At 43.7% G+C, this 25,843-nt stretch carries 16 protein-coding genes, 1 tRNA gene and 2 CRISPR repeat arrays (1 of these 19 only partly in view); of the genes, 4 read left to right on the top strand and 13 right to left on the bottom strand.

Going from position 1 to position 25,843, the window contains the following annotated elements:
• Positions 1 to 558: direct repeats of the CRISPR family, unit length 35 nt; unit sequence GTCTAAATGGGCTTCGCCAATTGAGGCATTAAGAC (it extends 814 nt beyond the left edge of the window).
• A gap of 122 nt (positions 559 to 680) precedes the next feature.
• Entirely contained in the window at positions 681 to 3,794 is a 3,114-nt protein-coding gene (gene cas1 / locus ACNI29_RS00325; protein ID WP_419780207.1) for a CRISPR-associated endonuclease Cas1, read from the top strand.
• A gap of 313 nt (positions 3,795 to 4,107) precedes the next feature.
• Positions 4,108 to 5,835: a CRISPR direct-repeat array (repeat unit 35 nt; unit sequence GTCTAAATGGGCTTCGCCAATTGAGGCATTAAGAC).
• A gap of 479 nt (positions 5,836 to 6,314) precedes the next feature.
• Here the strand turns inward: cas1 and ACNI29_RS00320 are convergent.
• On the bottom strand, positions 6,315 to 7,016 hold the full coding sequence (locus ACNI29_RS00320) for a hypothetical protein (RefSeq protein ID WP_419780206.1): 702 nt from the start codon (positions 7,014 to 7,016) through the stop codon (positions 6,315 to 6,317).
• A gap of 3 nt (positions 7,017 to 7,019) precedes the next feature.
• The gene (locus ACNI29_RS00315) at positions 7,020 to 7,268 is read right to left on the bottom strand and encodes a CRISPR-associated protein Csx3 (RefSeq protein WP_419780205.1); all 249 of its coding nucleotides are present in this window, start codon (positions 7,266 to 7,268) and stop codon (positions 7,020 to 7,022) included.
• A 353-nt stretch (positions 7,269 to 7,621) separates the two neighbouring features.
• On the opposite strand from ACNI29_RS00315, the gene ACNI29_RS00310 reads away from it, so the two are divergent.
• Genes ACNI29_RS00310 through traI form a run of 3 tightly spaced genes read left to right on the top strand, consistent with a single transcriptional unit; the run spans position 7,622 to position 10,339 of the window.
• On the top strand, positions 7,622 to 8,437 hold the full coding sequence (locus ACNI29_RS00310; protein WP_419780204.1) for a Rha family transcriptional regulator: 816 nt from the start codon (positions 7,622 to 7,624) through the stop codon (positions 8,435 to 8,437).
• Positions 8,394 to 8,729 (top strand): plasmid mobilization protein, encoded by a 336-nt coding sequence (locus ACNI29_RS00305; RefSeq protein ID WP_419780203.1) that lies wholly within the window; start codon positions 8,394 to 8,396, stop codon positions 8,727 to 8,729. The genes ACNI29_RS00310 and ACNI29_RS00305 overlap by 44 nt, the downstream gene beginning before the upstream one ends.
• Entirely contained in the window at positions 8,726 to 10,339 is a 1,614-nt protein-coding gene (gene traI, locus ACNI29_RS00300; RefSeq protein ID WP_419780202.1) for a TraI/MobA(P) family conjugative relaxase, read from the top strand. Before ACNI29_RS00305 ends, traI begins: the two co-directional genes overlap by 4 nt.
• A gap of 48 nt (positions 10,340 to 10,387) precedes the next feature.
• Here traI and ACNI29_RS00295 read toward each other — a convergent pair whose 3' ends face one another.
• The 11 genes from ACNI29_RS00295 to ACNI29_RS00245 all read right to left on the bottom strand — a co-directional run bounded on the left by ACNI29_RS00295 (position 10,388) and on the right by ACNI29_RS00245 (position 25,840).
• Positions 10,388 to 10,558 carry a hypothetical protein gene (locus ACNI29_RS00295; protein ID WP_419780201.1) on the bottom strand — a complete coding sequence of 57 codons (171 nt, stop codon included), beginning with the start codon at positions 10,556 to 10,558 and terminating at the stop codon, positions 10,388 to 10,390.
• Positions 10,559 to 10,677: 119 nt separating this feature from the next.
• On the bottom strand, positions 10,678 to 14,667 hold the full coding sequence (locus tag ACNI29_RS00290; RefSeq protein ID WP_419780200.1) for a hypothetical protein: 3,990 nt from the start codon (positions 14,665 to 14,667) through the stop codon (positions 10,678 to 10,680).
• A gap of 4 nt (positions 14,668 to 14,671) precedes the next feature.
• Entirely contained in the window at positions 14,672 to 17,362 is a 2,691-nt protein-coding gene (locus ACNI29_RS00285) for a hypothetical protein (RefSeq protein ID WP_419780199.1), read from the bottom strand.
• A 117-nt stretch (positions 17,363 to 17,479) separates the two neighbouring features.
• The gene (locus ACNI29_RS00280; protein ID WP_419780198.1) at positions 17,480 to 17,845 is read right to left on the bottom strand and encodes a hypothetical protein; all 366 of its coding nucleotides are present in this window, start codon (positions 17,843 to 17,845) and stop codon (positions 17,480 to 17,482) included.
• 305 nt (positions 17,846 to 18,150) lie between these two features.
• A complete protein-coding gene (locus tag ACNI29_RS00275) occupies positions 18,151 to 20,451 on the bottom strand; it encodes a zincin-like metallopeptidase domain-containing protein (RefSeq protein WP_419780197.1) in 2,301 nt (766 codons plus the stop codon).
• A gap of 4 nt (positions 20,452 to 20,455) precedes the next feature.
• A complete protein-coding gene (locus tag ACNI29_RS00270; protein ID WP_419780196.1) occupies positions 20,456 to 20,665 on the bottom strand; it encodes a hypothetical protein in 210 nt (69 codons plus the stop codon).
• Positions 20,631 to 22,847, bottom strand: coding sequence for a DNA topoisomerase (locus ACNI29_RS00265; protein WP_419780195.1), 2,217 nt, complete (start codon positions 22,845 to 22,847; stop codon positions 20,631 to 20,633). Before ACNI29_RS00265 ends, ACNI29_RS00270 begins: the two co-directional genes overlap by 35 nt.
• Before the next feature lie 20 nt (positions 22,848 to 22,867).
• Positions 22,868 to 23,242 (bottom strand): signal peptidase I, encoded by a 375-nt coding sequence (lepB, locus tag ACNI29_RS00260; RefSeq protein WP_419782127.1) that lies wholly within the window; start codon positions 23,240 to 23,242, stop codon positions 22,868 to 22,870.
• Between the two features lie 248 nt (positions 23,243 to 23,490).
• The gene (traF, locus tag ACNI29_RS00255) at positions 23,491 to 23,994 is read right to left on the bottom strand and encodes a conjugative transfer signal peptidase TraF (protein WP_419780194.1); all 504 of its coding nucleotides are present in this window, start codon (positions 23,992 to 23,994) and stop codon (positions 23,491 to 23,493) included.
• Positions 23,991 to 25,520, bottom strand: coding sequence for a hypothetical protein (locus ACNI29_RS00250; protein WP_419780193.1), 1,530 nt, complete (start codon positions 25,518 to 25,520; stop codon positions 23,991 to 23,993). Before ACNI29_RS00250 ends, traF begins: the two co-directional genes overlap by 4 nt.
• 233 nt (positions 25,521 to 25,753) lie before the next feature.
• Positions 25,754 to 25,840: transfer RNA gene (locus ACNI29_RS00245), tRNA-Leu, on the bottom strand.
• Positions 25,841 to 25,843 lie beyond the last annotated feature (3 nt).

Raw genomic sequence — 25,843 nt, 5'->3', positions numbered from 1 at the left:
TAATTACCCCGTGCAAAGTAACTTTTCTGCGTCTAAATGGGCTTCGCCAATTGAGGCATTAAGACTCCTTGTTAAAAAATTCATTGCGCGCCTTTTGTTGGTCTAAATGGGCTTCGCCAATTGAGGCATTAAGACCCAGTCGCTGGTATCCCAGGGCTTGACGTCGGTAGTCTAAATGGGCTTCGCCAATTGAGGCATTAAGACAGATAGCAAAAGGTGTTTCCATGATCTGGGTGTAGGTCTAAATGGGCTTCGCCAATTGAGGCATTAAGACTTTTGCCTTACGCTGGAGACGCTCTTCCTCAGTTTCAGTCTAAATGGGCTTCGCCAATTGAGGCATTAAGACTTTGAAGACAATATTCTCCATCAAATACTTTCCAAGTATGTCTAAATGGGCTTCGCCAATTGAGGCATTAAGACCTGTTTAGCGGATGCCGGCCAGGTTAGGCTACGGGTCTAAATGGGCTTCGCCAATTGAGGCATTAAGACCTGTTTAGCGGATGCCGGCCAGGTTAGGCTACGGGTCTAAATGGGCTTCGCCAATTGAGGCATTCAAAACAAGCTTTGCTTAATTGCGGAGCTTGTTTTTCTCTTTGTAACTTCCTGTATCTATTGCGATATGTTTTTAGAGGGTATACAGTATTTATCTCTTGATAAAGTCTACCCGCAGGAAGGTTCGCATGCATATCCCCGTTCGCCAGTTTCGTTTTTCCTTTACTCTTACCAGTGCAGTGGAATGCCCCGTTTATCATGGCAATGCTGTGCGCGGGCTTATTCTTGCTGCCTTGTTTGGGGAATATGCAGATCCTAAAGATAGTGCGCATAACTTACCTATTGGAATGGTTCCTGTTGTTTGCGAATTTGGCCGTATGCGTATGGTGGCGGGGGAGATTTATACCTTCGGCATCAACTGCGTGGGGGATAATGCTGATGAGTTGGCAGAACGTATGGCTGTGTTGGCTGACAGACTTGCCGAGATAGGGCGACGCAGCCTTGATTACTGGGGCGCGAACCTTCCTATCTTTGGTGGAAATTTCACTAAGCTTACAATGAGCGAACTGGCAGTTGCCCCTGCTTGTAATGGTATCGGGGAATTGCAATCAGGAATACAGAGTGGAGATGTTACACTCCAGTTCGTATCTCCTTTGAAAATGCGCAGCCCCGATGAATTCAGCCAGCGGTTTCCTTTGCAGGGGAATCGCTGTTTTGTTGTGCAGCATTTTTTCAAGCAGCTTTGGAGTAATATTAATAAAGTTACTCCGCTTAAGTCTTTCGAAGAGTTTGCTGCTCTGGATGGAGTTGATATTGTGCACAAGCAGTTTGTGCAGATTGAAACCCCTGTCTGGGGTAATATTAATGCCGCTATCAAGCACAAACGCAAATCCATAGAAGGGGTTCAGGGACATGTTTTTTTCAGTAATATTCCGGAAGAGTGGCGGAATTTGCTCTGGTATGGGCAGTTTGTCCATGTCGGTGGTAATAAGGCATATGGCTGTGGACGTTATGTTCTGCACGGTGCTGAAAATATAGTCTTTACGTTACGCTCTGGTTTTTCAGTTTTTGAGCAGATGTTTGCCGCTGATTTATTTGTCGATGCATTTGAACATGTTGCTTTGAGGTCTTCAGCAGCAGGAGTTGATGGTGTTGAGCCTGAAGATTTTGAGCAGCAATTAAAATTTCACGCCCGTAAATCTGAGGAATTGATTAAGACCGGGGAGTACTGCCCGCAGCCTTTAAAAGGTTTTTTGTTGGATAAAGGTAACGGGAAAGTGCGGGCAATGGCGGTCCCTACGGTACAGGATCGTGTTTTGCAGCGTTGTACGGTAAGCGTGATCGGGCCTATTCTGGAGCAGTTGTTTGAACATTGCTCCTATGGCTACCGTCCGGGATGTTCCCGCCAACAGGCTGCTGATGCCTTGGAGTATGCCCGGCAACAGGGGTATAATTATATTGTGGATGCAGATATCCGCAGTTTTTTTGATTGTGTTCCATGGGATAAATTGACTGCCAAGCTGTTCGCCTTGTTCCCCTTTGAACCTGTTGTTGATTTGATTGAGCAATGGGTCCAGAGCGATGTTAAATTCAAAGGGCGGACTATTAAGAGGTCTCGTGGATTGCCGCAGGGGGCTTCCATCTCCCCTATTATGGCAAATTTGTATCTTGATGAATTGGATGATGCTTTACTTGAGAACAATTATCTTCTGGTAAGATACGCTGATGATTTTGTCATTGCTTGCAAATCGAAGGATGCCGCAGAGCAGGCAAAGGCGGATGCAAAGTCTTTGCTTGATTCTTTGGCCCTGCAATTAAATGATGAAAAAACAGCAGTAACCTCGTTCAATGCCGGATTCTCATATTTAGGATATTTGTTTTGCAGGTCTTTGATTATAGAAAAGAGCAAATCTTTCGGGAATGCTGCGCAGCAGAGTTCTGAAGCGGAAAGCAAAACATTGGAAAATGCATGGCTCGGCACTGCACAGGTGCATACTCTAGCCGATGCTGAAAAGAAAAAAGATAAATATAAGCCCTACAAGGCAAAGCAGGTTGTTCATAGTTTCGGTCATTTGAAAAAGCTGTTTGCCGACAAGGAGCTGCCGGAATACGTATATTCTGAACAATCCCCAAGTGCAGAAATAACCTACGCTAAACTGATTGATCCTGAGGAATCCCAAAGCCCTGCGCAGGCTTCTGATAAGGAATTGGATTCCGGGTTGAATATTAGTGATTATGATTTTCCAATAGATGGTGCTGAACTTCCAGAAGAACCAACATCTCCGCTATTGGAAGCAGAATTGCGGACGCAGAGAAAACGTCCTCTGTATCTGTTGTCTCCGAATGTGAGCATCAATCTGGAAGGGCAGGCCATCCGCTTAACTGCTGATAACTCTTCAACTACACAAACGTTGCCTTTGAAGGCTGTTTCTCATGTTGTCGTAGTCGGCAGGCCGCGTATAACCATGCCTACCGTCATTGCCCTTTCCCAGAGAAAAGTACCGACATATTTTTGCAGGCGTAACGGCTTGTTGCAGCTTTCTGTTGGCAATAATAAAGGGCATTGGCACTTATGGACCATGCAGGCAACGGCTCAGGGTAATGACCTCTTCTGTTTACAGATGGCACGGGAAACTGTTTCTGCAAAGTTGCATAATTGCGCTTTATTGATGCGTAAAAGCTTGAAAGAGCAGTCTGAGCAGGTCAAAAATCTTTATGAATTGCGGGATAGGGTTCTTGTCTCAAGTTCCATCGACGAAATCAGGGGGCTGGAAGGTACTGGCGCAAGGTTGTATTTTGATTCTTTTATCTCCTCCATGCCTGATTGGATGTGTTTCGGAGGACGTAAAAAGCATCCGTCGCCAGATCCATTAAATTCACTTTTGTCGTATGGATACACCTTGCTGCACAATCACGTATCCACCGCATTGCAGGTGGTGGGGCTTAATCCACAGATCGGTTTTATGCATGCTCAGTACGGCAGGCATCATGCCTTGGCTTCGGATTTACAGGAAGAGTTCAGGTTTGTGGTAGATTCCCTGATAATTTCCCTGATCCGAAGGCGGGAAGTGCGGGCAGAGCATTTTAACAGCAATTTTACAGATGGCTCGACGCCTTGTTTAATTAAGTATGAATTACTAAAAAAAATCACGAAGCATTTTGAGAAACGGATCATGCTCCCTTATCAGTTTACGACATTGGAGAGTGCTGTCTGCCGCAGCACAATAATGCGGCAGGTTAATTTTTATAAAAGGGCTATCCTTAAAGGTGATGAGTATAAATCTTTGAGAATTAGAAAATAAGTTTGGTATATTCGATGTAATTTTTAATGTTTAAGAGTGGTTAGTATATTTTGCTGTTGGAAAGTGCGTTCAAAATACTTGAGCGATTTCGGATTTGAACCGTGTTTTTTGTAAATGTTCAAGATTCTTGTTAAAAATGCTTATTTTATGTAAAATGGAAATCAATCGCTAGCGTAAGTTAGTGAATTCAACGGGTTGAAGCCCATTTTAGGCCGTTTTTTGAGGTGAAAAAAGTCGAAAAAAAGTCCAAATTCAGTCGCCAGCGTTTTTGCCCTTCTTAGCCCGCATGGTTAAAGGGCTCCCAGAGGGTGCTGTCTAAATGGGCTTCGCCAATTGAGGCATTAAGACAGCCATGAGTCTTGCGTTTACTTCCTGAGCATCAGTCAGTCTAAATGGGCTTCGCCAATTGAGGCATTAAGACCCATAAAACGCCTGTCAACAGAAATGCATTTCGGTCTAAATGGGCTTCGCCAATTGAGGCATTAAGACCAAGTTTCTCAAATTTGCCATTCCCAACTCTGTTTGTCTAAATGGGCTTCGCCAATTGAGGCATTAAGACTAAGAAGGAAATTGCTTGCCATTTTCAGTCTAGGGTCTAAATGGGCTTCGCCAATTGAGGCATTAAGACCGAATCGGAATAAAGTTCTGAGAACAACTTCTTGAGTCTAAATGGGCTTCGCCAATTGAGGCATTAAGACTCTTCCTTGACGTGGAACACAGCTTTGAGCTGTTTGGTCTAAATGGGCTTCGCCAATTGAGGCATTAAGACACTGAAGCATGACGGGCAGGATCAGCGCAATCAGTCTAAATGGGCTTCGCCAATTGAGGCATTAAGACCTCAAGAGCAGCGATGTTCATTGGGTCATTGCCAAGTCTAAATGGGCTTCGCCAATTGAGGCATTAAGACTTCATGTGCTTCTTTGTAGTACTCACGATCACCACAAGTCTAAATGGGCTTCGCCAATTGAGGCATTAAGACCAAAAGTACCTTCCGGCTGCAACATTTTAGCCAGGTCTAAATGGGCTTCGCCAATTGAGGCATTAAGACTTTTTTCCGTTTAATGTTTCCCCATCAATCCAAGTAAGTCTAAATGGGCTTCGCCAATTGAGGCATTAAGACTTGTTTACTAAACCGCCGTAGCTGGGATCATTTTGTGTCTAAATGGGCTTCGCCAATTGAGGCATTAAGACCAGACCCCATTTGACGTTGTTTGTCCGCTGACTAGTCTAAATGGGCTTCGCCAATTGAGGCATTAAGACCAAAAGTACCTTCCGGCTGCAACATTTTAGCCAGGTCTAAATGGGCTTCGCCAATTGAGGCATTAAGACATTATTTCTCCAATATGGAGAAGGATCTCTCATTTCCTTCAGTGTGAGTCTAAATGGGCTTCGCCAATTGAGGCATTAAGACTAAGAAGGAAATTGCTTGCCATTTTCAGTCTAGGGTCTAAATGGGCTTCGCCAATTGAGGCATTAAGACCGAATCGGAATAAAGTTCTGAGAACAACTTCTTGAGTCTAAATGGGCTTCGCCAATTGAGGCATTAAGACTCTTCCTTGACGTGGAACACAGCTTTGAGCTGTTTGGTCTAAATGGGCTTCGCCAATTGAGGCATTAAGACACTGAAGCATGACGGGCAGGATCAGCGCAATCAGTCTAAATGGGCTTCGCCAATTGAGGCATTAAGACCTCAAGAGCAGCGATGTTCATTGGGTCATTGCCAAGTCTAAATGGGCTTCGCCAATTGAGGCATTAAGACCCAGAGCTGAACGAACAGGATGAGGCATTGCCAAGGTCTAAATGGGCTTCGCCAATTGAGGCATTAAGACCTTCCATAGCCTCCACGGAAGCCGCCACGTAAGGTAAGTCTAAATGGGCTTCGCCAATTGAGGCATTAAGACGAGACCTGTTCCTTTTCGTAGATTCCAAAATCGCGTCTAAATGGGCTTCGCCAATTGAGGCATTAAGACCAACTTTCATTTATGACCCCTTTTATGGTTTTTATTGTCTAAATGGGCTTCGCCAATTGAGGCATAAAAAAACAAGCTTTGCTTAATAGCGAAGCTTGTTTTTTTATATTGTATAATTGTTTATAATTTTAATGCGTAAGTGTTAGTGATTTGTTTATGAATATACGTGTGTCGACTACGTGCGTATTTTCGCAGCCGACAGTATGGGGAATAAGCACGAGGGAGTGCTTGTGGAGTCCGCGCGGATCGGTCAAAGTAAAAAATCTGGATATGCGGAAAAGACTAAATGGTATCAAATATTTATTGGCCGCACTGCGAGAAACGGTGTCATGTGGGCTGAACAGAAGATGAAATCCGCGTGTTCAGGGTCAAAGTTTTGGGCGCGCGTATTGATAATTCTCAGATTGATTATAGGGTGATTGAGTAGGTTTTTATGTATATGCTGCATGGCAGATGATAAATTTAATAAAAGAAAAAGCCTGTGAATTTTGCTTTCAGGCTTTTTCTTTTATTTGATATTTTAGTGCTAATCATGGTCGAATATTTTTAATTATTTTTTGTGCAAGGAGAACCAGTATAGGTATTTGTCCCCTTTCAGGGGATCTCTTTCAAAATAATAAACTTTAGTGAAAATCCGATTAGCTAATTGTTCACCTACATATGTAGCTATAACAGCCGGGCCAGCATAAAAGAGATGTAGTATGTCTGGTGATAGTTCTGCGACTTCATAAAGTTTTGTGTCAATTTCAGATAGAACATCATTGATATTGTGTTCGTCTACGGGAATATAGGGACCCGATATCGCATCCTTATGCCATGCGTACGATATCGTCATTTCTTCATTTATGTGGCCAAGGTTAAGGTTGTATTTGCTTTTGGAAAAGGCATTGTCTGCTGGCGGGTTTTTTAGCGTGTCAATTATCAAGGCAACTTCTCTTTTACCTTGTGCATTTCGATATTTTTCATTGTCTGCACGCATTCGAGCTTTTCGTCCGTACATGTAGTCATATACAGTATAGGCAATTGTTCCGGCTGAAATAATTCCTGTGAAACTGCCGACTAGATTGATGGCATCGAGTGAATCTATTCCAAAGAAGACAAATATCAAAGTTAAAATTAAACAGGCAGGTGTGAATCTAAATACAAAAAAAAGTGCAATTTCACGATAGGTTGGTGGGGAGTTAGTGAAAGAGTTATTGATTATATTTCTTATGCCTTCAAATACATTGTATGATTTCTTTTTATTATACAATTTTTACCTCGGATCATGATTAAAAATCTGCACAATACCAGTAACGGGAGAGTCATAGGACAATGACCGCGCAACACCGTGCAAGTGATGTGCAATCGATAAATACATCCAGACAGGTGCGCGACCTGTAAGGGTTATATCATTTCCTTTGCCTGCTAATTTTTCAGCTCCAGAACAATATGTGTCTATCTCACTAAGTTTGGCTGTGTCGTCAAACATCGTCCCCAAATCAATGGTAATTTTTTCATTCATATGGTGTCCTTTTTTGCGAGCGACCATATCTGAATTTTACGAGATTATGCAAGAATTAATAAGAGTCTTCAGGATTTAACAAGACTTAACGAGAATATACAAGAACAAACAAGAACTAGCAGTAATAATTAAATAAATTGAAATTTTTCCGCTAAATCGCGTATACTCCTGCGGAGTCCGAAGGCAGGACAGGTAAGGTAGTCCCACCTTTTCAGGTGGTCTCCCTTACGTCCTGCTCAGCCATGGGGCTGAGGTTGGCTTATTCGCCTTCGGCTCAACGTATGTTGCTGACGGAATTGAGGACGGCTCAATTTTGGACTGGCATTAACTGCAAACGATATGGAGTATCTGAGATGAGTAAAAAAGATAGTAAAAACAGTGAAGTATCAACTGTAGTTGAATTGGTAATGGAGAAAAATAAGCCAATGGCTTCGTCTTTAGTTGTGGCAGAACTGTTTGAAAAGCAGCACAAGAACGTGCTTCGCGACATAAATGAACTAGAAATTCCTGATGAATATCGACAGCTCAATTTTGAGCCGTCCTCATATTTGAATAAACAGAACAAAGAGCAGCCCTCGTTTAACATGACTCGTGACGGCTTTTCGCTTCTTGCTATGGGCTTTACTGGCCATAAGGCAATGGAGTGGAAAATCAAGTTTCTTGAAGCATTCAATGCCATGGAAGCCAGGCTGACTATTCCGCCGGCGGAGGGAAAGCTTCTGTACAAGAAAGCAAAGCCGGAGGCTGTGAGGGCGTTTGAAGGTGTCGCCCGCTACTGGTGCTTTCTGGAAGGCATCAGTTGGGAACAGGGCAAACGGCAGATTGAAGGGGTGATCCGGGTTCCAGATCTTTATGAAATGGATGCGCTGGCTATGGACAGTGCATGGACTTATCTCAGGATGTGTATGCGCATTGTTCCGCCTAAAATGCGCGGTAAGGACATCTGTTCGAAGGAGGAATTGTCACCGGTTAATGGCTTACTTGATTACTGGGCTTATTGTGGCCAGTCGTCCCGTGACGAGCTTCTTGGTAGTTTATGTGAGGACATGTGCATTGATTCGCTGGAGTGCTTGCCCAAATCGTATGTCTCTCATGCGGTTAGTATCGTTTGGGAAGGCATCAATAATGAGTCAGGTAAAAGACATGCCCAGCAAGAAGCAAGTTATTAAAACCTACGTTTCCGACGAGGAGTACAAACAGATCCGCGAGACTGCGCAGCAGTGCAGTCTTTCGCTGTCTGCTTTTGCCAAAGCCGTTTGTCTGGGGCATGAGATCAAGAGTCGTACTGACCAACTGGCCCGCCGTGAGCTACTGAAGCTCAATGCCGATCAGGGTCGTCTGGGCGGTCTGCTCAAGATGTGGATTCTTGACGATGACCAGCATCGCACAGATGTTGAAGCTTTGCTGGAAGACCTTCGTCGGCTTCAGAAAGAAATAGTTCAGAAGGTCCGAACCATATGATCAGTCGTAGAATTTCCTGTAAGCCTCAGAATGATAATTATGGCCGACTGGCCGATTACATTGCCGATGCCAAGCACAAGGGCGAAAAGACCTTGATGTCCTGGTGCGCAGGCTGCTGGGCTGGTGAGGATTACGAGCTGGCCATTCAGGAGGTGCTCGATACTCAGGATCTGAATCAGCGCACCCGCAAGGAGAAGACATATCACCTGATAGTCTCTTTCAGGCCGGAAGATGAGTCTGTTCTCACGGAGAAGGATTTCAAAGAGATTGAGCAGGAGTTCTCCAAGGCCTTGGGCTTTGAAGAGCACCAGCGTCATTGTGGTGTCCATAAAAACACCAACAATATTCACATGCACATCGCATATAATATGATTCATCCGGAGAAGCTGACCCGTTACGAGCCTTACCGGGATTTCTACAAGCGGGATCGGCTGCACCGTGAGCTGGAGCAGAAGTTCGGTTTGAAATTCGACAACGGCAGGAAGAAGGATCAGGAGCCGAAGCGCAGCAATGACCGGGCAGCTACTTACGAAGCTCACTCCGGCCAGCAGTCCTTTGATTCGTATGTGAAGGAACGCAAGGATTTTATTTTCGAGTCTCTGGATAAAGCGCAGGATTGGCATCAATTCCATATGTCTCTTGCAGAGATCGGGATCGAAGTTCGTTTGCGCGGGAACGGTTGCAGCATCAAGGACCGCCATTCCAAGACGGCCATCAAAGCTAGCCGGCTTGATCGGAATTTTACTAAGTCCAAGCTTGAGGCGCAGCTCGGCCACTACCAGTATACCAAGGGGATCGTGGTCAGCGAGAAGGATAGGTATGTCGCCCGACCACTGCATAAGCATCAGGGTGAGCTTTATGCTGAATACCGTGCCGCTGTTACCGGCAGGAAAAAGGCTTACGAGGTTCTGCGTGAAGAGCAGGATGGTTGTTGGAAGCAGACCAGCTCTTATTGGGATGGCAAGATTAAGGCTCTTAAGAACGATAAAAAACTCAGGATCAAAGACCGCAGCCGTTTGATTGCTCTCGCTGCCGGCAGAAAGACAGAGGCAATTGAAGCTCTCAAAAAGGAAATGTCCGGAAAGCGCGCGGAGCTGCGTCAGCAGATCCCGTTTAACCGTTGGAATGACTTTTTGAAATGGAAGGCTGAGAGAGGCGATGAAATAGCCCTGAAGGTTCTGCGGTCGAAAAAAGAACCGATTCAGAGTAATCTAGCTCCTATTATCGATAGCCAGGCAACAAAAGTATCTGATATGAAGATTAAGCAAAGTCAGTTTAGGTCTGACTCAAGCTTGGCGTGGAAGGATAAGCGTAAGCTGTTGTCCATTTCCAAGATGCTCCAGTTGCAGGCTGAAGAAGCTAAGCGCACTGCCGACCCCAGAAAGCGCAATCTTGATAATCTGACTTGGCGCGTCGATTCGTCCGGAAACGTACTTTATACCTTGAAGAATGGTTCCATGGTCAAAGATAATGGAGATAAAATTTTCTTCAGCGTGAATGATCCTGCGGCCGCGCAAGTGGCGCATGGTTTTGCGCGGATGATGTTTGGGCGGAATGTTAAGGTTTCGGGGAATGAGATTGGTAGGAAGCAAAGAGGTGTTGCGCGATAAATTTTTAATTAGGACCTATATAGCCAGCTATGTAAGTCCGAATTCTTCTTAGGGGCGTTCCATAAATAGTATGATGATTTGAATTAAGACGCCTATTCCAGCCATTGCTCCTTTAGGGCAATTTGAAATATAAAAATAGATTGGGTAGAGTATTGATGCAAAAAAGAGAAGAAGAATAATATTAATCAATTGGGCAAATAAACAACCGATAATAGCCATTGCGAATATCACTCCAAACATCAATTTCGTATTTAAAGACAAGATTTATCAAATTATTAAATATTTTTAAGCTGAGCATTAGTTAGTATTGTGCAGAGTTAAGATTTAGCCTTCTGAAGTTAAAAATGTATTATCTCTTCAATATTTAATTGCATGCTGTTTATTTTGTCACCGCAACTGGTAATAAGTTTTTGTACTAATTCAGAGATGCTATTGAATGACGTTTCGTCTGTGAAGACTATTCTGATATCCATTTTTCCATGTAAACTGGACAGTTCTTTTATGGATAATGCGAAATGCTTTTTTAGGCTGGATTTAACTTTGTTCAAACTGCGCGAAAGGTCTCGGCTTTGGCGGATTTGCAGGCAAAGAACTAACTTGAAATTTGAATTAGAAGAAGCCTGACTAATCAATGCTGCTCCAGGCATAGTTTCTACTACTGAAGTTTGATAATCATCAAAAAGAATATCTTTAAGTCTAAATACGTCATTAATTCGACTTGATGGGGTTCCCCTGATTTCAAAAAAAAGATCATTTGATCCATCAGAAAGGTATATTCTATCTGTGTTTTTTAAGCAGCTTGCAATATCAAGGTCACATGGGATTGCATTCAAGTTGTTTAAGTCTGTATTACAAGTTATATTATTGTTTAAATGTATGTAAGATTTTAATATTCGTAGAAGAAAATGGAGTCTCCAAGTGCTGCGGTTCATTCTTATGCATATAAGTGCAATTGTTTCTGTTTCTTGATTGTTGTTTGATTTTATGTCGATATTGGATATTAATATGGGGATTACAGTTTCTCTGCGTATAAAAAAGGGAAACGATTTATTTCTAAAAAGGTTAAGAGTATTTATGCGTACTGGAGAGGGGAAATTGTCCGGAGTAATGGACATAAAGTCGTATTTTCCAAGTACAGGAGTCAATTTCATGAGTGAACTTTCAGTGTCGATATCATTGTAATTATCAAGTTCAATTTTATTTAAGTGCGCAGTTGTTATTTTATTTAAAGTCCAAATATTCGCTCCACCGGAAATTTTTCCTGCATCTAGATTCAGCCCTAATTCCGTTTCTCTGCAAAGGTCTTGTGACATAGCTCTACATAAAATATCGTCACCTAACTCTTCATTTTCATACAGGCAAGATAAGAAAGAGTGTAGTTGGCTTATTTCTATGTGCCATTCTTTATCAATGTGTTGCGAGATAAGGCTTGCTATTTGTTCAGTTATAGCAAATTCTTCTGTTGTAGAGTAGCTTTCTATGTTGTTTTTAATGCATTTTTCTATTTTATGTTGCGCACCATCTTCTTCTGTTTGTAAGGTTATACACTTGTAGTCGCAGCCTATGGATTCTATAATGTCTTTTGCAACATCTTGTGCAAAGGAGTCTGTTCTGTGCTCTGTGAGAAGTGCATAAAGAAAGTTGGCGAGAATAGTGTTTCGGTATTTTTTCCAGTTAGTGGGTGTGTTGGCTGTCAAAAAAGAAAGTTCAGCTTTGATCCGAAAGAGACGCACGTCTACGGATTTATCCAAAGTCCTGAATATATTTTTAAGAATCGCCCTAGTCGTATTTAATATAGTTTGTTGAGCTTTAAATATTTTGTCATTATCCACCAGATAGTATTTGGTATCTAGTTCGTTGGGGTTCTCGTAGAAGTAACGCAGGCTCTCAGTAGTTTTTTTGATGATGTTGTCTATTTCTTCGGAGTGAATACAATTATCATTAATAAAAAAAGATATTGTACGGTTTAGTTCATTTTTATTTGGGTTTATAGCACAATTTTTTATAGAGTCATTTATGTCTTTAAATAGTTTTTGCATCCGTGGTGTAGACTCTGTTTCAGTGAGAGCTGCAAGTTGACTAGTACACTCTTCTAAATGGTATAATGGGTTTTCGACGTTATGATAAAAATAGTCCACTGCAACCTGGTATATTCCGCGTCCAAGGGCTGGGCGCATCAGGGTGTAGGCTAGCATTGAATTGTCTCTTGCTGAGTCTTTTCTTCTTGTAAGAGTTGTAAAGTCAATACCTTTCATTAAGGCGCATTGCCATGGAATATCGTGTAGAAATTTGAAAATGCTTATTTCTTTGTATTTTATATTTTGGGCACCATGTTCATCATCCTCAAGTAAGATTTCAACGCCATACTGCGTATAGAAGAAATTTACTATATCACGAAGAGAATTTAGTTTTTCATCACATTTTTCTTTGAATTTATATTTATGACTTAGAAGACCATTAAACAAAAACTCTTGTGTCTTAGGACTGAAAGAATGTAGTGGTTTAGTTTTGACGTTGGTGGTGTTTAGAGTGTTTTCTTTTTTGATAAGATGTTTTCTAACAAATACGGGGAGTCTGGATGTGGTAATTGTACGGCAAAGTGCTTCTTTTAAATCCTTGTGGTAGTTCCACAGTCGTTGATTTTCTCTGAGTCCTCCTATATTTCTTTCGATCCAGGTTTGAACTTGCTGCAGGAGTCCATCGGCTAAATTTCGAACGCCATCTATGAGTCTAGATGTTAATCCCGTGAATGAACGGTCTTTCATTGTGAAGTTGTCATTGAGAAGTTCTATCCAGGTGCAAACAATATGAAGTCTGAAGTGCCATAGGAAAGCAGTCTCCTCAAGGTCGTAGATAAAAGCTTCAGAGGGATCTAGTTGTTTCTCATAAAGACTATCGATTGTTTTTCCGTACATAGTTTCAATTGCTTCGCCTAGAATTTCAAGAGCGAGGACATATAAATACGATGGACCTTTGACGCTAGCTGCAAGTATATCTACTCCTACTTCTTGTAGTATTAGATTTATGGGAAGCCCACTGCGTAATTCAACGTCATAAGCTTTAAGTATATTTCTTAATCTGATAAATAGAGATGAAAATTGATTATGGTTTGATGAAAAATAGGATTGTTCAAATCGTTTAAACGTTTCATCAGTGAATACATGCCCAACTTCATGTATGATTGCACTTTGTAAATCAGGTCTATCAGGCATCCAGTAGGATGTTTTAAAATAAGAATGAGTCACAATAGAGTGAGGTCTATATAGCGAACTGTATTCAGATGTATATTGATAGTCCCAATGATGTATTAGCGAAACGTCTCGATTTTCAAAATCAATTGTTTCTCCGCAGTCCTTTAGTAAGTGTCCCATTTCTTGAAAAGTGTTTGCGCAAATATCATTAAGAATTCTTGAATATAAAGCTTGATCCTTTCGTCTATTTATTAATGGCCTTGTTAGTTCTTGCTCTCCATGTTCGAAGCTCTCAGCTACACATGATTGGTGTGCTGATACTTTTTGAATGTATCCCTCGCATTTAAGTAAGAGAGCCCTCCTGATGGTTAATACTTCATACATTTTCTCTTCATGGTCAGGAGAGCTTTTGATAAACGCTTCAACCCCCTTGTGGAGCAAAAATATTTTGTCATTGAAAATGGCCCTTTTTAAAGCCTGAGTAGCTCGTAGGTTGTAATAGAGTTGGCGTTGGTCTAAGCTCCAGAAGGTTGCTTGCCAAAATTGAAAAAGGCCCAGGGTCATTGAGCCAGACAAAAGCTCAAGACTTATTTCGCCTGCAGCAAGCCCGTCGGCGACAAAATCATCAATTTGGTCTTCTTTCAATAAATTTCGTACATTTCTGTCTATTTCCCTGGGCCAAATTTTGTTCTTTGTTCCAAAAATTTTTTTTAGTAATTGCGCCTGTTTGGAGCTTTTCCAGTCATCTGTTTTTACTTTGCTACAATTAAGATTGTTTAATAAAGACAGACAGTTCTCCGTGAGTTGTGTCACAAGGCTGGGATGCTCTGTCTTTGCTAGCAGGTCTGTGCTTAAAAACATGCTTTTGAGTTGTCTAGGAGAAGGGAAGTCCGGCATGATTGCAAATGAAAGTAATTTGCGATGTCGTCTGTTGTATTCGTAGAAGTGACTGAACATTTCGTAGTTTGCGTCCAAAAAAGCCTCTTCATATAACCCCATAAGATAGAGGGGTTCAGACCTTAATTGAAAAGCAATATTATACTGAATATGTCTCAATTCCTCGATTAAAACATCGAATCGTTCAAGACAGTCAACCCAGCTTATAAAGGCAACAGCTTTAGCGTTTTCTGATTCCATCATGCTATCCAAATGTTAATATAACACAGTATATTGAGGCAAAAGCTCCAAGTGTTAATTTGATTATTTTCTGTGTTTGAGTTTTGTATATTTCTGAGAAGTCACGTGCTGCTATTACAGCCTGTGCTTTTACCCATAATGGGACAATAGCCTGTCCTTCTTGATTTTGCTCGTATGCAGATAGACTGCTGAGCCGAGACAGTTCAATTGAAATCATTTTATATGAGAGTATTAGCCATAGAACTCCCGTAAAGAGGAAAACATAGCGACTTAGTAGTCGATGTTCACCTATGCGATAAAATAAAGGGTTGCTGACTGTAGCCAAGTGCTGGGTAAAGTAAAATTCCCCAGTAAGGCTTGAATGTGCTATAGTTATAGTTAGTAGTACTATAAAACTTGACCATATAGGAACACAGCAAAACCAAAACCATTTAAGTGAGAGAAAAAAAGAGTAATTATCTCCCTCTTTGGTTAGTCTCGGTCTTATGGGTATTTGGGATGTGATTATCTGATGCAAAGCAATTCTAGTGTAGAGCGATGAACGAATGCTTTGTCCTCCTCGGTAATTTGTAAAAGTGGGTAGAAAAGGTAAACATCTAAAAGGCCAAAAGCGGACTATGCCCGATGTTGTAGGAGTTAAGCTTTCCTCGCCCTCTATAAATCTTTGATAAAAGATTTTTCCTCGCCATAAATCCAATAGCGTTGGTGTTCTTAGCATGCTGTAGATAAACCATGGTATCAAAAATGTAACGAAGAGTATCATGGACATCGCAGGTATCCATCCAAATAAAGAAAGAGGCGCGCTTAACGTTATCCCGAACAGAAGGCTCCATGCTCGGAGGCCTAGTGGCCATAGGTAAATTCCATACTCAAGTTTCGAGGTGCATTCGTGTCTTTTTTTTGTATGAAAATACTTAGGGAAATAGAAAAATAATAGAGCCAATAAAAAAGAAAAAACACCAATATATATAAAAAGAATATGCTGGCATGGTGGCTCCATGTTGAGAAAAATCATAAGTCCACAGTTGAAAGTGACGAGACTCCAAACGTAATTGGTAGGTTTTCTTGTTTTCTTGTTAGGGCTTATATATAATTCTTTTGCGATGAGGCTGATCAGTGTCAAAAGTGACAGTGCAAGTAAAGAGTATGTGTAGGTGTTGGGGAATTTTAAAGAAGCAGCACCTAACAACGAGACACCCAATGAGGATAATCTTATTGGATTTGTTGGTTTATACGGGCTGTCCGTAGTCATCTCGTTTCTTTTTTTGATTTGGAATAGCAGAGTCCAGTCAGTTACTCCATGAAAGGCTAATATTGAAGCTAGTAGGTCTTTGATAGTGGTATTGAGGTGCAGCAATGCACCATTAGCGTAGTATGAAGAACTGTATGCAATAATTTTTATTGCAAAGACACCAATAAGAATGGATATGAAAAGCAATAATATACTATATTCTAAAATTAATCGTTTATTACTTTGTCCTTCGCTAGCTAGTCTTCCAATGCATTTGTCTGCTTTGCTTTCGTTGCATATGTGCGTTTTTTTTGCAGGTAAAGCGGGTACTATGATAACGCATGTTATTAGTGATAGTAGGAGCCATGTATAGAAATTTAAATTTGTATTTTGTATATGTTCAACAAAATTTTGAGTTATTATCTGTGTGTTTAGTAATGTATATAAGATAATGAAAACAATTTTTAGTCTTCTTGACATGGTGTCAATATTTACGATTGCCCATGCTGGGTAGAACGAGGCGATAAAAATAAACCAGATCGTATTGTATAACATTTGTTGTGGACGTAAAAATAGAATAGATAATCCCGGTAAAATGATAAAGCTGAAAATAGCATGAATTATAATTGGTGTTTTTATTAGCGTTTCTTTTTTATTATCTATTGCGCAACAGAATGCGACGGAAAATATTGCTGCGGTCATATATACCAAATTATAAGGGCCAACTTCACGTAAGGAGTGTGTTACAAAAAGAAGTCCAGTCAGAGGGGGGAACAGCCATATTACGGGGGACTTGACTCTGTGTGCAAACATGAGTGGTGGGAAAAGTAGGGCCACTGCAAATGGCCAGAAAGCATAGTGGGGGGGCAGATTCTTACTAGCAAAGATCGAAATTCCCCCCGATATAAGGCCAAGTAACCCATGATAAAAAGCGTCTTTTAGAGATTTTTGGGGAAAAACTAGAATTATGATTAAGAAAAATAGTGGAAGGTAAGCAAAGGATAGTTTGGGTAGTAAGTGCGGATTTAATTGTAGAATGGCGGTGGATGTTCCCATGAAAATAAGGAAAGCAACTGCTGCCAGCCACTTCCACCTCCTTGAATAGGTGGCGAAGACACACGGAAGAAATTGTGTTGTCCCACCTGTATGATAGCCGGGTTTCATAGTATAGTAGTTATCGGAAACAAAGAAACGTCTTGACCATTCCGGGTATGGGTGAACCCAGAGCATGAATGGATTTTGTCTGAATGGAATGCTTAGTGGAGTTGAAAAATTCAGAATTCCAGCTTTTAGCCGGTTCCAGAAAACCTTGAGTTCCGTTTTTAGGATAGCGGTGTTCTTCTCGGTCATTAATGCCAACGAAAAAAGAACAACCATAATTGCTATGACTAATTCTTTGCTGATCGAAAAATTCGCCCATGAAAAAAAAACATTTAATATAGGTGACGGTATGCTTTCTTGCATGCGAAGCCTTTTAGCAAGTTGTAAAATTGTTATTAAATATAATTGATGCTAACCTACCTTTGAATAAAAAAAAACGCCACCGCATTGGTGGCGTTTTTTAAAGATTAAAAAATGACCTTATTTCCATAGCAAAGGACTTTGTCCAAGATTTGAGCGGACGGGTCCTGGCATTCTTGTTCCAAGTGAGTTATAATGGTTTCCGTATTTCTCTCTTGCAAAGCTTATATGGTCGATGCTTTCTTTCATTGAAAAGTAATCGTTTCTTGACGCACGGGTTTGATTTTCTAAATCTTCAATCCGAGTCTCAAGCTTTTTAATTTGATCTTTTACTTTTGTAATACTCTCATCAAAATATTCTTTCAGATTTTTCTCTTGATCTTTCATCATATGGGCCATTTTATGCATTACGATTGAAAGTTCTGGAGTGAGGATTTCCTCTCCGTCGCCAGTGCTGTTGTCAGTGGGTGTTGTTGTGTGTGACATTTTATTTTAATTATTAATGGTTCTATTTAAGGGGTAGCCCTATCTTTTTTTGGGTGGCCGGTCAACTTTTTATTGGCATTTAATATAAAATTATTATCATTTGAGATGCCTTGATGCAAGGGAGTATTCATATTTGTATCATATGTGAGTTTGTTTGAAGTTATGCTGTGCCTATCCGCTTTGAGTGTTTCCTATGAAATTCCTTATATAAGTAGGAGGTAGGATCAGTAACTGCTTTAATTTGGATTGTTTCATCTGTAATATCCTTGCATTTAAGCGGCCCCCCTCAGACCCGCTTTGTTAATTTACATCGCCATAGCCTTGGCAGCCTGCTGCTTTACAACCCTTTTCCGGGGCTTGAATAATCCGTCTATCTGGTTTTTCACTTCTCCCAGACCGCTGGATTGATGCAGGTCGTTGAAGTCGCTTAAGCCCTGCCCGCGCTGGGCTTCGGTGAATTTGGGTGTCAGTGCTGTTCCGTCCACTGCTTTGGCGGCTTTCTCGGCTTTTTCAACGCCGACGTTGTTTTTTAGATGGTGGTCGTTGTCACCGAGTATGGCTATTTTGCTGTCTGGGTATTTCTCTTTCAGTGCCTTTGCGACCGGCTCAAGGTTTGAGGCGTCGAAGGCAACTATTGTAGGTTCGTTGGTTGCCATGTGCACGCTTGCTGCGGTGGCGTAGCCTTCGGAGATAAGGATGTTTTTGCTTTGTCCGAGTCTTCCGTCCGGATCAATGGCGTGGAACATTCCCGCCTTCAGACCGCCTTTTTCAAAGAGCTTTCCGTCCGGAGTGATGGTTTGCAGGGTGTGGATATGGCCGTTCGTATCGCGTCCCGGTACAAGCAGATCTCCGCGTTCATTGACCTTGACCCCGTAGCCCGGAACACCTTTTTTAGTGAGGTATTCCTGCTGCTGGGAGGCCCATTTGGCATTGGTCCACTTGGCGAAAGAACGTTTTGAAGCCTTTTCGCGCTGCTCGGCGAGGGCCTTTTCGCGTTCAATTCTTTTCTGGGCTGCTTGCGCCTTGAGCTGGGCTTTCTGTTCGCCAGTTAGTTCAAGTCCATCAGCTTTCCAATTCATTTTCAGCCCGGTTTTGTGATTCTGAATGAATCCGGCGGGGCGGGCATCCAGAAATCCTTTGTATGCGCCGTCTTTTGAATTGGGCTTGCCATCGATGACCGGCACGCGCTGGAGCGTTCCGTCCATGATCGGCTGCTGGCCTTGAAGATCGAGGCCGGCTTCCTGCAATGCCTTGGCGAATTCCTGCACCGCGTTTGTTTGCGGGGCATTGACCTTTTCCTTGGGCAACCATTTGCCTAAAGGCGTGAGGTCTGTTCCGGTGGGAGCAAACCACAGCTTCTCGGATTTATCCCAGCGTGCGCCGAGCTTTTTGGCCTGTCCTTTTTCACGATATGGAACATTGAGATAGGTCTTTTCTGTGGCAAGCCGGGGTTCCTGCGGTGTTTCCTTTTGCTGCGCAACGGCTTTGTTTTCCGGAAGCCATGCCGCGAATTTTTGGACGTCTTCTCCTTCAGGAGCAAACCACATTTTTGCCAACTGATCCCATTTGGATCCGAGTTGCTTTGCCTGATTTTTTTCAGAGAAGGGAACCTTGAGCCATGTCTTACCGTTCTCTGGAGCTCCATATTTTGATTCACGTTGTTCCAGCTTTGCTTTATCCGGTGCCGAAACCGACATGCCTTGCTCCTTGGTTTGTTCCTGAGCGCGTTCTTTTTCCAGACCGAGTGTGTAATCCTTAATCTTTTCCGCGCTCTGACAGGCGCGGACGATTTCGTAAGGATCTTCTTTCAGAACTTTGACCCAGCTTTTCACATAACTGGCATGTTGTTCCGGATTATGGCTGATGCCGAGTTCTGCACTGGTCATCCAGCTTGCTATCTCGGCACGCAGTTCTTCCTTGGCGTAGATTTCCGAACCGAACGGGCCGAATTCGCGGTCCAACCGGGATTCATGCCCGGTCCAATGTCCCAGCTCATGCAGGGCAGTGCTGTAGTATTTGTCGGGACTGTCAAAGGCCGCGTGCGGGGGCAGATGGATTTCATCTTTAGCCCTGGTATAGAAAGCCCGGTTGCGCTGATCGTGTGAGATGCTAGCGCCGGAATTTTCTAGAATGGCTTCAGCCCGTTCATCCGGGTTCCATGAGATTTCACGGCCTTCCCATTCCGGGATTCCGTCAATCTGGCTGGCGTGGAAAACATTGGAAAAGCGCAGGATCGGTTTCTGAAGCTGGATCTGTTCAGCCTTCACATTCCCTTCTTCGTCCCGTTCCGGCTTGCCGTCTTCGTCTTTTACAACGCTGATCTGTGACATCTGCCAAAAGACTATGATCTTCGACTTTGAACCCTTGCGAACCTGCCAGCCCTTTGATTCAGCCTGTTTGTAGGTCATGAATCTGGGATCATTCAGTCCGTCAGAACTGAGCATGATCTGGTTGATTCCCCGGTAGACTGCTCCGGATACCGGGTTGAAAGCCGGCTGAAATTCTCCAGCTTTCCAAGGTCGTTGCCAGGGCGCGGTTCCTTTCTCCAGTTTATCAATGATTTCTTCAGCAAAACGTTGATAGTAATGCGTTTTATCCTTAGCCATGTGCTCATTCCTCCGGTTCTGTGTCTTCAGGATCAAAGGGATCGAATGATGCGTCCTCTGCCTCTTCCGCTGTGAGCGCGTCTTCTTCAAAGGCTCCCATGTAGTCGGCCAGTTCCGGATCTACTTCTATGGTCGCACCGGGATTTTCTTCCAGTTCATCGGTGAGCTGGTCGGCCTGTTCAGTGAGGTGTTTTCTGATCTCGTCTTGGCTCATTTGTTCTCCTTGGGTTTGAGGGGTAGCTTTCCAGTTTCGGTTTTCCTTTCTCATCAAAGCAGCGGAATTTACAGTCCGGGAACCCGCTGCACCCCCACCAGAACAATCCTTTGCGCTTGGCAGGTCTGCGTATCAACCCTTTTCCGCAATCCGGGCATTTATACTCAGCGGAAGTTTCCAGCTTTTTGGCAGGATTTGCGTTAAGATCCGGTTTGCCGGCTTTGTTGGGAAAGGTGGCGGTGCAATCGGGATAGTTGGAGCAGCCCCAGAATTTTGTCTTACCTTTGCGGGGCTTTAGGAATCCTGTTTTGCATTTGGGGCATTGCACAGCATTGCTTTTGATGTTCAGGCCTTCACGTTTAACGCGCTCGATCTCCTGTGCGACCGATTCATCAACTTCATCCATGAGCTGGAGATAGTTCAGCTGCCCGGCTTCAATCTGTTTCTGCTTTTCATGCCAGAGGGCGGTCATATCCGGCTTAACTGCGAATTTCGGCAGGGCATCGTGGAACTCCCGGCCCAGCTCGGTGCTGATGACCTTCTTGTCCTTCTCCATGACAAAGCCACGTCTGAAGAGCGTTTCAATATGGGAATCTCGTGTGGCCGGAGTTCCGATTCCACCGGACTCGTCCTGCTTGTCACTATCCTTGTCCATGAACAGCTTTTTGATTTCAGGGTCGGTCACATACTTAGCGACCGCGGTTAAATCCTTAAGCAGTGTTTTCATGGTATAAAGCGCCGGGGGCTTGGTGAATGATTTCACTGACTCAGCGGATTCAACCGTGCCGGAATCATCCTGCTGAAGCTTATGCAGCTCAGGCTGCTTCTCGGCTTTTTCGTAATCTTTGAGATATTGCTCATCCAGTAGCCGCCAGCCCGGGGAGTTGTTCAGCCTGCCTTCCGCCTTGAATTTGTGGCCGGCGATTTCCAGTTCCACTTTTGTGGCCATAAATTCTGCCGGGGGATAGAACTGGGCAATATAGAGCTTTACGATGAGCTCATAAATACGCCGTACGTCTTCGTTCAGTTTGTCCAACTGCGGCACATTCATGGTCGGGATGATGGCGTGGTGTGCGGTGACTTTCTTGGAATTGAACGCCTTTGATTTGCGCTCCGGGGCGGCGTATTCGGCCATATCTCCGAAAGCCGGGGTTAGAGCCTGTAACAGCTCCGCTGCTTCTTCGTGCCGTTCATCGTTGAGGTAACGGCAATCACTGCGGTTGTAGGTGATCGCCTTATGCTGGTCGCGCAGCCGCTGGGTGATCTCCAGAACCTTTTTGGGTTTGTAGTTCCAGAGTCCGGCGGCATCGGCCTGCAATGCAAGCAGGTTGTAGGGCAGGGGAGGATCATTCTTGCGCTCGGAAGTCTGCACGGAAAGAACCGTGGCCGGTTTGCCTTGAACCTCGTTCGCAATCTTTTTCCCAAATACCGCATCCGCAATCCGGCCTTTTTCATCCACCGGTGCATCATCGGCGGGAATATGTTCGGCTTCAACCAACTGGCCCAGCATATCAATCTGTGCTTTGACCGTATGATATGCCTGCTTTTCGTGTCCTTCGTGGGCGCGGTCGCGGGCAACGACCAGGCCTAGAATGGGAGTCTGGACCCGGCCCACCGAAAGCACACCCTGATAGCCTTTTTTCTGGGCCAGCGTGGAATAGCAGCGAGTCAGATTGTAACCAAATCGCTGGTCGCATACTGCACGGGCCAGTGCGGACATGGACAGCCCGTGGAACTTGCTGTTGCTTTCCATGTTTTTAAGAGCCTTGAGGATGGCAGAGCCGTTGTTGTCGTTGATAAGCAGTCTTCTGGTCGGTTTTCCCAGCAGACCTGCAAACTCGATAACTTCATCGACCAGCCGTTGACCTTCCGGGTCTGGGTCTCCTGCGTTGACCAGTTCGTCAGCCTGATGGGCGAGAGCGATGATCTTTTTGAGATGGTCGGCATGCCTTGGTTCCGGGGCGTAGGTCACAGGCCATTTCATAGGTAGACTGTTCAGATCCCAGAGCTTGTAACGCTCGTCGTGTTCTTCCGGATCAGTCAACCGCAGCACATGACCCCAAAGCCAGGTGATACGATCGCCGTTTACGTGAAAGGCTGCTCCGGTCGGCCTATCTGGGCCGCCCAGAGCTTGGGATATGGCTAAGGCCACATCTCGTTTTTCCGCGATGAATAGACGCATTTTTTACTCCTTGTGGTGTGTTAGTTAAAAGTTAAAATGGGGTTAATTTTTTTGAGCATATAGACTGGAACAAGCCCGAAGTATCTTGAGTCAAAAGAGTTTTTGTCGTTTTTTGAAAGGACAAGGGTTTTGCCTTTAGGAATAGTTCCGGCAGACAAGAGCGAAAACATTCTGCGATCGTGGGCATCTTTTTTTAAAATTTTGGAATTTGCCCAGAGTTTTGAATTGATACGGATTCCATCTGTTGTAATTTCAATTCTATCTCCAGCATGAGCAGCAAAGTATCGAATGAAATTACCTTTTGTGTATGATCTATCAGTTAGAGGGTAGTATTCGTTACATCGGCAAAGGGAGAGAGTGACAATGTCCCCTTTTTTAGGTGTGTCAGAGGAAATTTTATATATGCCTGTATGGATTGACTCATTGAAATAGAATCGAAAACCGCAGCCAGCTAATATTATGCAGATAAATAATGATACAGCCGCAGTTACGGCAAAACGATCAAGGTAGTAGTTGAAGGGGTCTACTTTTCGCTTCCATGCTCTCTCTTTTTTTTGAAACTTTTTAATTCCTTGTGGAACTCGATACGGCTCTTTATCTCCGCAATTAATTCATGGAGTTGATTCATGATGTTCTCGTTTTTTTAGAAGGTTAAAACAGGTACAACCCTCCGCATCTGATCCATGTCCACTAGTCCGAAGTAACGGCCATCAAAGCTGTTTTCGGTGTATGTGGACAGAGCCAGACCTTTGGCAGAGGGGATAACAGTGGATTTCAGAAAAATTGGAAGCTGCCTGCCGTGGTGATCGCTGATCTTGGCTTGCGTGTGCGGAAGCAGTTCGGAATTTATGCGAACACCGTTGTCAGCGATTTCAATGGAATCACCGGGCAGGCCTTCCAGAATCTTAAGCAGTGGCCTGTTACCGTTCAGGCCCAGATAGTGCCGCTCAAGAGAAATTTGGTAATAGGGATTATCTTCAGCAAGACTGAAGGTGACCAGATCACCGCGACCAGGTTTGCCGGGTACGATCTGATAAATTCCATGGGGCATGGAATCGGTAAGATTTATCCGATATCCCAGCCCATGCAGCAGATAGACGACTATCAGCGCATGAAGAAAGAAAAGGATCAGCAGCACATTTTTCATGCTGCGTTCCTGCTGATGTTTTTGGTCCAGTATGATTTACGCCATGAACGCTTTGTGGCTTCAGTGCTGACGCGCATGGAGCAGAGAGCGTCAATTGCTTCCAGATCTTCAGGAGTCTGTGTTTTTAACCATGCTTCAAATTTTTCATTCTGTGCAGCTTGATCAGCTTCCTTGGATTTCTTTCTGTCCAACTCCTGTAATTCACGGATGACCGCTTTTTCCTTTTTGGCATTGCCAAGGGCCTGCTCGTTGGGAGTCATGAAACCCACGGGCCTGCGCCACGTTCCTTTGCCTTTCAGGGTGGCAAAAAGATAATTGCAAGGGCCTTTGCGGGCTTCCGGGAAAGTGTCGTGTTCCAGTTCCCATTCTGCGGCGTGCAGGGAGTTCTCGATATCAAGAATTGTTTCGTTGAAACTCAGGCGGTGCTGAACGATCTGGCGGATTTGGTCCGTCCCGAATCTCTCATCATGGAGTCGGGGCCAGATAATTTGAAATTCATCTGCGCTGATTGAAAGCAGCCTGCGCGCCCAGCGTTCCTCTTCATTTTCTTCAGAACCAGATAGATTTTTAATCTGTCTATCTAATAGTACCGGGTTTTGATACCGATCAGCATTGGTATCAGGTTGTTGCGCGGAATTGCTGTCAGCCCTTGATTGGCAGGGGATAACAGCTTGTTTGTGGCCTAAAATAGCATTGGTAACAGGATACCGGTCAAGTTTGGTATCAGGATCGGTATCATTACGCTCATGATACCGGTCATGTTTGGTAACACCTGCCTGATACCGATCAGCATTGGTAACATCCTGCACTGGAAAGGCTTGCAACAGCTCCAGCATGCGCTTCATGGGGGTGCTGTTAAGCTTGAGGATGATACCAAAACGAGGGCCGCGTTGGTGCTGTCTTTTAGTGTAAAGCCCGGCTTCATGACCTTGTTTGATGACCCTTCGCGCTGTGACTTCGCTGCACGCTGCATCTCTGGCAACAGATTGAATTACAAGGGATACTTCGTCTTGTTCAGTCTGCTTTGCAATTGAGAAAATGATACCGAACACACGCTTGCCCTGATCGGATAAGCGCGAAAAGAGCAGGTCTGTATGGTCGGTTAAATTTAATGATTGGGAGGTTGGTTTTACTGTTTGGTGTTGGTTGTTACCGAAATTGATCTGATATCGGTCAGCATTGGTAACATCTCGTACTTGATACCGATCATGATTGGTATCAGTCAGCAGTCCGTATTCCTGCTTGTAAAGACTAAGGAAATATTCGCAGCGTTCATTATATAAAGTAATGATGCTGCCATGTCTGCGACCGGACTTATGGTTTTTACGCTGGAAAAGTCCTGCTTTTTCGCCCTTGGGAATGGTGCGCAGAACGCTTAATTTACTGCATTTGGCATTGTGTTGCAGACTGGAGATCACAAAAGGAAACGGCTTGGCTGTGTTCGGTGTGGATTGGAACAGTGTTGCAAGAATTATTTTACTGGTCGGGGAAAGAGAATTGTAGAAATCAGTTATAATGACTTGCATAGTGATAAGCGTCTATTGGTATCCTTAGCAGGTATTAAAATTAGAGAAATATTGGGCTGTCCTATTATTATAGTTGCGGAAGGTACGGACACGGAACAGCTTGTTAAGGTCCGGTATGGTGAGGAGCTAATAAGCTTATACCGGGATGGTGAGGTAGGGTTTTTGGTGAAAAAGGCACAAAAAAAGGACCCACGCACAATCCTAAGATTGTTCGTAAGTCCTTGATTTCTTTTTGGTACCCAGAGCGGGACTTGAACCCGCACAAGCGTAAGCTCGAGGGATTTTAAGTCCCTTGCGTCTACCAATTCCGCCATCCGGGCACG

The organism is Maridesulfovibrio spiralis (SeqCode), assembly GCF_048571135.1.
Taxonomy (GTDB): Bacteria; Desulfobacterota; Desulfovibrionia; order Desulfovibrionales; family Desulfovibrionaceae; genus Maridesulfovibrio; species Maridesulfovibrio spiralis.
Note: the sequence above shows the minus strand (reverse complement) of the source record. Positions and strands in the feature narration are given on the sequence as shown.

Excerpts from the sequence above, each read along its gene's own strand:
- cas1 (WP_419780207.1), top strand. The coding sequence starts at position 681 with ATGCATATCCCCGTTCGCCAGTTTCGTTTTTCCTTTACTCTTACCAGT.
- ACNI29_RS00285 (WP_419780199.1), bottom strand. The coding sequence starts at position 17,362 with ATGCAAGAAAGCATACCGTCACCTATATTAAATGTTTTTTTTTCATGG.
- traF (WP_419780194.1), bottom strand. The coding sequence starts at position 23,994 with ATGAAAAATGTGCTGCTGATCCTTTTCTTTCTTCATGCGCTGATAGTC.
- ACNI29_RS00265 (WP_419780195.1), bottom strand. The coding sequence starts at position 22,847 with ATGCGTCTATTCATCGCGGAAAAACGAGATGTGGCCTTAGCCATATCC.
- ACNI29_RS00305 (WP_419780203.1), top strand. The coding sequence starts at position 8,394 with ATGAGTCAGGTAAAAGACATGCCCAGCAAGAAGCAAGTTATTAAAACC.
- ACNI29_RS00315 (WP_419780205.1), bottom strand. The coding sequence starts at position 7,268 with ATGAATGAAAAAATTACCATTGATTTGGGGACGATGTTTGACGACACA.
- traI (WP_419780202.1), top strand. The coding sequence starts at position 8,726 with ATGATCAGTCGTAGAATTTCCTGTAAGCCTCAGAATGATAATTATGGC.
- ACNI29_RS00250 (WP_419780193.1), bottom strand. The coding sequence starts at position 25,520 with ATGCAAGTCATTATAACTGATTTCTACAATTCTCTTTCCCCGACCAGT.
- ACNI29_RS00270 (WP_419780196.1), bottom strand. The coding sequence starts at position 20,665 with ATGAGCCAAGACGAGATCAGAAAACACCTCACTGAACAGGCCGACCAG.
- ACNI29_RS00280 (WP_419780198.1), bottom strand. The coding sequence starts at position 17,845 with ATGTCACACACAACAACACCCACTGACAACAGCACTGGCGACGGAGAG.
- ACNI29_RS00310 (WP_419780204.1), top strand. The coding sequence starts at position 7,622 with ATGAGTAAAAAAGATAGTAAAAACAGTGAAGTATCAACTGTAGTTGAA.
- ACNI29_RS00290 (WP_419780200.1), bottom strand. The coding sequence starts at position 14,667 with ATGGAATCAGAAAACGCTAAAGCTGTTGCCTTTATAAGCTGGGTTGAC.
- ACNI29_RS00275 (WP_419780197.1), bottom strand. The coding sequence starts at position 20,451 with ATGGCTAAGGATAAAACGCATTACTATCAACGTTTTGCTGAAGAAATC.
- ACNI29_RS00295 (WP_419780201.1), bottom strand. The coding sequence starts at position 10,558 with ATGGCTATTATCGGTTGTTTATTTGCCCAATTGATTAATATTATTCTT.